Source organism: Myxococcaceae bacterium (assembly GCA_016000045.1).
Lineage (GTDB): Bacteria > Myxococcota > UBA727 > UBA727 > JABDBI01 > AER2-1.
Genome location: JAECQY010000004.1, coordinates 128,139 through 136,389 on the forward strand (window position 1 = coordinate 128,139; position 8,251 = coordinate 136,389).

The window sequence follows — 8,251 nt, forward strand, 5'->3', positions numbered from 1 at the left end:
TGCTTGATTGACAAAAATCAACAAGCCTAGCTTTCACTTGCACAACAATCAGCATAAGCCTATAAAAGACTCATTGCTTTTTATGGTTTGAATTAACCTGACAAGAGTGATGTGGATTTATGCGATTTTTATCTATTGTTTTTCTTACATTGAGTTTGTTGTCTTTTGGAACAAAAGCAAGTTTTGTGCTCCAGAATAGCTTCTCAGAATTTCTAAGTCAGCAATTTTCAAATCTGACGCAGCTCAAGAATCAAACAAGCTCTTTATCCAAAGAACTCGTCACGCAAAATGCCATGAGAGGATTATGGGCTTTCATCGGCCCTCATCTTGAAGCCTTACCGGGTTACAAGAAGCCTTTTAGTTCAAATTGCTCTGTGTTTTTCGATGTCGAAATTGATCAGGTTGTATGTGACGCGCAATTTGAAGAGGTTCAAGAAATTTCGACATCTTGCAAAGCAGAGCAACCGTTTCCAGTGGGGTATTTGACCCAGTTACACAAGAGCAATATTCTCCAGACGCGGATTGTTGTGGGTCTGGCGCCTGTGCAACATCCACAGATAATGTATTGGTTGTATGGTAAATTGCCATCGACGCCAACAGGGTCCTTGACTCAAACGTATACGGAAAACATGAGTCCAACGGACTCTCTATCAGATACTTCCGCATCCAAATCAGGTAGCCATTCTGCATCAAACCCAATGTCTGACACAGCAGTACAATCCTTGACACAGAGTCTTACTTTCGGCGCCATATCCCAATCCTTATCCCAATCGCCTTCCTCCGCATCCATGTGCTCCTCGATAGATCCCTACGCGGACGCAACGAATCAAACAGGACGTTATTGGGTATCTGGTGACATTTCCGATTCGACGGTCACTGATTTGTGGACAGGCCTCATGTGGGAACAGACAGGCTCTGCCACACCCTTGACTTGGAATACGTCCGCACTACCAGGATCGGCCCAGGCGTATTGCGGAAACCTTAGCAAGGGAGGCTACACCGACTGGCGATTACCAAGCGTATTAGAATTGCAATCGTTGGTGGATTACGCAAAAAGTTCTACTCCGCCAACTATCGATACAGCAGCATTTCCAAATACATCCGCTACCTATTACTATACTTCTCTAACGGTGGCCGGAACATTTATGCCATGGTATGTAGGTTTTGGCGCAAGCTATCTTGGGGGGTTAATCTGTGGCCCCGGGGTTGGCAATTGCGGTTCCCTTCCAAATGATATGCATACCCGGTGTGTTCGCAGTACAAATTTCAGCCTAGTTACTCGTTATACAGATGAACTCGGTAACACTCTCTCAGACAACAGTACCCAGGTTAAAGCTCAGACCACAGATCTTATTTGGCAACGGACCCAGGCCCCACTAACATATAACTGGAGTACTGTGTCAAGACCTGGATCAGCTCAAGAATATTGTAATACCCTGACCCTTGGCGGGCAAATCTGGCGATTACCCACAATAAAAGAGCTAAATACGCTGATAGATTATGCAATTTCCTATCCAGGTCCCACCACTAATATAGCAGCATTTCCAAGCACACCACAAAGCATCTTCTGGTCATCGCCATCAAGCATGCTTTCTCATATGGCCGCGTGGGGCATTAATTTTAACTCTGGTGGCGCGTCCTATGCTCCTCTCGAAGATAGCTTTTACGTTCGCTGCGTTCGTGACCCACAATGGTCTATTCGCGCCTATGAAGATACCACCAATCAAGCCAATCGTTACTATGTCGTTGGCAACGGTTCTGAAGCCATTGTCAAAGATACCTACACGAATTTGATGTGGGAACAGCAGGTCATACCTCAGGGTATGACGTGGAATGATGCAGCGTCGTATTGTGCTGAGTTGGTCAAACAAAGCTACGGCTGCTGGCGCTTGCCAAGTCCCCAAGAACTTCAATCGCTTGTAGACTACACGGTGCAATCTCCTGCAGCAGCAATCAATGCAGTGGCTTTTCCAAATACCACGGACTATTACTTTTGGACTTCATCGATTTTTCAAGCCAACAAAACTTTGGTCTGGGATGTCAGATTTAATAACAGCGGCCTAGTATACCCTGATGGCACAACTAAAAGCACGGCGTTTTCACTCAGGTGTGTAAGAGGTACACCACTCAGTCTAGAAACGCGATTTACCGATGAAAATCATCAGCCACTCACAGGAGACAGTGTCCAGGTTAAAGATCTGACTACCGGATTAATCTGGCAAAGAATAGTGTCATACTCTACTTGGGGTCTTTTCGGTGAAGCTTTAGTATACTGCCCTAACTTAAAATTGGGAGGAGTATTATGGAGGATTCCAACAGCTAAAGAATTGCTAACGTTAGTGGATTATACACAGTATAATCCAAGTATTGATAGCAGCGTATTTCCAGGTCCAACCTCAAACTGGTTTTATTCCAACACTTGGTACGTGAGTTTTATCTACGGCGAGGTTGGCTATCTTGACCTACCCTATACACCGCCTGCTATACGTTGCGTGCGGGATTATACGATGGTGGACAGCTACTCAATCCAACCGCGTTCCCAAGCGCTCCAGTGACAAACTTTTGGACCTCAATCGAAGAGGTCGGTGCTTCCGACTCGGGGTGGAACCTTATTTGAACAATGCATTAGGAAATATATACCCAGGTACAATACCCACTCCACAATTTGTCCGCTGCGTGCGCTCAGTATCTAAGAGAATTGCCATCCAACGAACCTCCACCCTAACTGCAGGCGATTCAAATCATGCTTGGGGCGTACACTTTGGAACAGGTCAAACAGATCCTGTTGGTATTGGTTGCTGTTATTTGGTTCGCTGTGTCAGGCAAACATCGGTTGAATAAAGTTGCCATATGACATAGAAGTTTTAATGACTTTAATTAACTAATTATGAATTCACACCGAAAAATAACCTTATTGGTGCTGTTGTTCAGCTTTTTTTCGAATGCTGGTTTTGTCCTGCAGAACGGATTCTCGCAAACTTTCAGTGAACAGCTTGCTAATCTTACCCAATTTAAAAATCAACTGTATTCCGCTGAAGAAGGTTCGCAAATCAAAAGGATTCTGAGAGGCCTATTGAACCTGACCGTTTCAACGATTCAAAGTCAACCGAATTTTAAAAAGCCATTTGACCTAAACTGCACAGTTTTATTTCGAGAGATTGTTGGACAGGTTGAATGTGATGTAGCATTTGAAAAACACGAATGGCTTGATGCGCCGTCTACCTGTTCACCGAGTATAGTGCCCTCCCCTGAACTGCTAGAACTTTTGCGCAAGAGCCATGTGCTACAAACTCGTTTGGCGATTGGAAATTCGCCACTTGAGTACCCCGCAGCGCAGTATTGGCTTTATTTCCAAGCGCCACGAACCGAATCGGAGTCTATCTCTATCACAACACACTCAACAACCCATTCAGAATCGTTGAGTGCCCACAACTCGTTGACTCCCAGTGTTCTAGCTAGTGTGACCCACTCTCCTTCTGGATCAGGTAGTGACAGCATAAAACCTACTGCAACCAGTCGATCAATCAATACGGATTCTCTTACGTTGGCATCTAAGACGTTAAGCCAGACCGAGCCGGTGGTTTGGAATCCAGAATGGGCCAATTGGAACGTGGTTACGGGAGTCTATCGAGACGCCACAAACCAAACAGAGCGATATAATGAGACTATTCCTGGGCTAGTGACGGATATTCGGACTGGACTGCAATGGGAAAAGTCGTTGAAACAAAGCACCTCAAATTGGACAATAGCCCAGACCTATTGTGAACAACTAAGTTTAGGCGGCTATACAGATTGGCGATTACCAACCAGAATGGAGCTGGCTACTTTGTTAGACTACCAATCGGCCAGTTCTGACCCTTCAGACACAAGCATTCATTCGGCATCATTTCCAGGTACTCCCGGGAGTAACTTCTGGACATCGACCTTGGTAGGGTTCATGCCCTCAGAACATTGGTGGGTTAGTTTTGGTAGCTTGGCACATACTGGGGGCTTGATTTGTTATGGAAGCTGCGGAGTCATTGCCGCTGGTTCTGGCTACACCCGATGTGTCAGACCAGGAATGGCGTTAGAAGCACAAGATCGTTATCGAGACAGCAGCGGCAACGCTTTGACAGGTTCAAGTACGCAAGTAGTCGATACTCACACGGGTCTAGTCTGGGAACGGAACCCAGCATCCGTTCCTCACAACTGGACGATTTCGAAGAACTATTGTGCTTCTTTGGAATTGGGTGGTTATTACTGGCGAGTCCCAACCATTAAAGAACTGATGACATTGATCAACGCGAGTTCTTCTGGTTTTCTGTTCAACGACACGGTCTTCCCAAGCACTATGTACAATGGTTATTGGGCTTCTCAACAACTTGCTGACGCCGGTTATAGTTGGGTCGTTTCTTTTGCAGATGCAACAGTTGGGTACAGCGGGTGGATTTCTGCAAGCGGAATTAATGGAAATGAAAACTATGTTCGCTGTGTATCTTCGCCAGTCATTGCAAACCCAGACTGGGCTAACTGGGACCAATCGCTTGGAGTCTATGAAGACGCTACAAATCAAACAGGACGTTATGTCGAAGCAAGACCTGCAGTAATCACAGACACTCTGACTGGATTGCAGTGGGAAAAGGAAACTGATCCAAATACCTACAACTGGACCGCAGCAAAAATCCGCTGCGATAACTTGTTTAAAAGCGGATTTGGAGATTGGAGATTACCAACGCGGATCGAATTGCAAAGCCTAGTTGATATGGAAAATACATCGCCTATTAATCCTGCCTTTGCAAAGACACCTCCGGATTACTTCTGGTCATCCTCAGAACATCTTGGTTACCTAGACAGTGCTTGGTATGTAAGCTTTGGTAGTAACGCTTGTTGCCCAGGTTTTCTGAGTTCGAACAATGTGACGGAAGGCAGTGGATACGTTCGATGCGTACGACCCCTTGCAGTTACAACAGGCATAGATCGTTATCGCGATGAAAATGCCAACCCGTTATTAGAGGGCAGTATGCAAGTGATGGACCTGTACACGGGATTGATTTGGGAACGGATTCTCTCCGGAAATACCTATAACTGGACTTCTGCACAAGAATATTGTGATACTTTGAATCTTGGCAATCAAGCGTGGCGACTTCCAGATGCCAAAGAATTATCTACTTTGAATGACCTAAGTGTAGCCTACCCTGGCCCTATGATTAATCTAACCGCATTTCCAAGCACGCCTGCAAGTGCTTTTTGGACATCGAAATTAGCGGATTCTGCCTCGCACTGGTATATGTTTTTCAATTACGGTTCGCTGCTTGCCGTTTCTAGTTCTGCATCATTGTTTGTGCGCTGCGTCCGCACTCCGGCGGTTGTCAACCCAGATTGGGCTAACTGGGATCAATCGATGGGAGTCTATGAAGATGCTACGAATCAAACAGGTCGATTTGTCGATCAGGTTCCAGGTGTTGTTGTCAGCGATACCGCAACTGGGTTGCAGTGGCAAAAACAAACTCCCAAGAATACCTACAACTGGACAGCTGCGCAAGTATACTGTGACGGGTTGGTATTAGGTGGATATGCTGATTGGAGACTGCCAACTCGACTCGAGTTGCAAACCTTAGTGGATTATACTGTTGATTGCGCAAACCCATCGATTGACCCTGTTTCGTTTCCAAGCACACCAACGAGCTTCTTCTGGTCTTCGGATTCGCTAGCAAGCAATTTAACTTATGGTTGGTTTGTGAGCTTCGCTACCACAACTAACCAGTATGCAGGAACAATCGATAGTCAAGGCTACCCTAGATTGGAAGTACCTGTTTTGGGCTACTGTCGTTGTGTGCGCCCACTAGCCACAAATCAACCAATGGATAGATATAGAGACGAAACTGGCAATATGCTAAGTGCAAGCAGTGCGCAGATTAAGGACATTATGACAGATCTGATTTGGCAACGAACCTTATCTGGTCTATACAACTGGAACAGCGCAAGTGCATACTGCAACCAGCTTGCTATAGGAAGTTATGGAGCTGGTTCTTGGCGCCTTCCAACAATCAAAGAATTGTCTACGCTCCTCAGTGTTAGCATTCCCTCCCCTGGACCAACGATAAACGCAACAGTATTCTCGGGTACTTCTCAAAATGCTTTTTGGACATCGACGTTATATAGCTGCAATCTATTTAATGCGTGGACCATTTATTTTGATTATGCTGTCGTTGCTCTCAGCGGCATTAGTATTCCGACTTTAGCTACTCGCTGTGTTCGCACTCCCACAGTTATCAATCCCGGTTGGTCCAACTGGGACGTAACCACTGGAGTTTACGAAGACCAAACCAACCAAACCAATCGCTATAGCATCGCCAAACCCAATGTAGTAACCGACGGAATGACTGGACTACAATGGCAGCAGTATGCAAATTCTCAAACGATGAATTGGACCGAGGCTCAAGCTTATTGCAATGGCTTAGTTTTGTCAGGGCATGCGGATTGGAGACTACCAACGAGGGTAGAGCTGCAAATGCTAGTGGACTACACAATTAATTGTGCAGGCCCAACCATTAATAACGCATTTTTTCCAGACACTATAAAAACCTACTATTGGACATCAGAACTTTTAGCGGGTAGCCAGAGTGCTGCATGGGGTATTAGTTTCGGACAGGTGTTGCCAATATTCTCTGGTGCAGACTATGGGGGTGCGAGTTGTGTTGAGGGTTATGGTGTGTGTGGTCCCATTTCCATAATGACGCATACTCGTTGTGTTCGGCCACTATCTAGCAGCCGAACAAATGATCGATACCGAGATGAAAATGGAAATCTGTTATCAAATACCAGTCAGCAGGTAAGCGATCTGGTAACAGGTCTTATTTGGCAACGTGGTTACTCTAGTAAAAATTTTATCTGGGATAGTACTGGAGCAATAGGCTCAGCACAAGCCTACTGTAACCAGTTCGCGTTGGGTAATTATGGTTTTGGTCAGTGGCGACTCCCAACTGTGAAAGAGCTTGCAACAATATTAGATGTCAGCCAAATTTATCCTGGCCCAATGATCAATGACTTGTCATTTCCAAATACCCCTAGCGATGGTTTTTGGTCTTCTACGCCTTACACATGTAGTTCGAACTTAGCCTGGATTGTTGGGTTCGATGTTGGCTATTATGTTGCCCAATATCCCACTAATCTTCCATATTATGTTCGCTGCGTTCGCTCATCCGATATCGTCACGAACTTCGGGTGGGCCAACTGGAATGCTTCAACCGGTGTTTACCAAGACGCAGCCAACCAAACCAATCGCTACATTGAACCAAAACCAGGTATAGTCAAAGACACATTCACTGGGTTACAATGGGAACAAGAAAGCGATATTGGTGAAGTAACTTGGACCGATGCCTCCGCTCATTGCAGCAACTTGTTTAAGAGTGGATTTGGAGACTGGAGGCTGCCAACGTTGATTGAGTTACAGAGTCTTGTGGACTACACCCTAGATTGGAGAGGTCCTAGCATTGATGAAGCTTTCTTTCCAGATACGCCTAAGTCGTATTTTTGGACATCAACCCCATTGTCTAGCCAACCGGAAGAGGGATGGTGGTATGTAAGCTTTGGTTGCAGCAATCTTACCATTTCTCATTGCAGTGAATTTGGAGGTTTTATTTGTAGCCAGGGCTTTGCTGGAGCTTGTGCAAACGTTCCTACTTTGGGTTACGTCCGATGTGTTCGTCCAAAAAGTGTCAACAGCACAGTGGATCGATATCGAGATCAGGCCGGAAATGGATTAACACCAGAAAGCACACAGGTAAAAGACATAGTTACTGGATTGATATGGCAACGAGCCGTGATTGGCCTTTACAATTGGAGTGCTGCTCAATTCTACTGCTCTAATCTAACCCTCGGTGGTTTTTCTTGGCGTACTCCAACCGTCAAGGAACTCTCCACATTGCTTGACGAAAGCGGAGCAATTGCAGGATCTATAATCAATCTAACTGCTTTCCCAAACAATTCACAGGATGTATTTTGGCCATCTACATGGACAATCAGTTTTCAGAATCCTTGGTACGTGGATTTTAGTTCTGGAGTCATCACTGCATGGATTAACATTGGTGAGTCTCCTCGTCGGGTGCGCTGCGTCCGAGAGCCCTAGCTTCTTTTACCAACAACTTGACATTTGATATCGGCAGGTATTTGATGACGCTGACTAAAGCTATTTAGGAATTTCGAATATGAACAAGTATTTTTGTATTTTCGTACCTGTAATCTTTTCAAGTTTGTTGCAAGCTCATATAGA

General features: G+C 45.4%; 2 protein-coding genes. Both read left to right on the forward strand.

Features of this window, described 5'->3' with window-relative positions; genetic code table 11:
• Positions 1-185 precede the first annotated feature (185 nt).
• A complete protein-coding gene (locus tag I8H75_03420) occupies positions 186-2,555 on the forward strand; it encodes a DUF1566 domain-containing protein (GenBank protein MBH2006378.1) in 2,370 nt (789 codons plus the stop codon).
• A gap of 332 nt (positions 2,556-2,887) precedes the next feature.
• Positions 2,888-8,107: a DUF1566 domain-containing protein gene (locus I8H75_03425; GenBank protein MBH2006379.1), complete on the forward strand. Its 5,220-nt coding sequence runs from the start codon at positions 2,888-2,890 to the stop codon at positions 8,105-8,107.
• Positions 8,108-8,251: the final 144 nt, after the last annotated feature.

Bases quoted from the DNA above. Each gene is read 5' to 3' on its own strand.
- I8H75_03425 (MBH2006379.1), top strand. From the start codon at position 2,888: ATGAATTCACACCGAAAAATAACCTTATTGGTGCTGTTGTTCAGCTTT.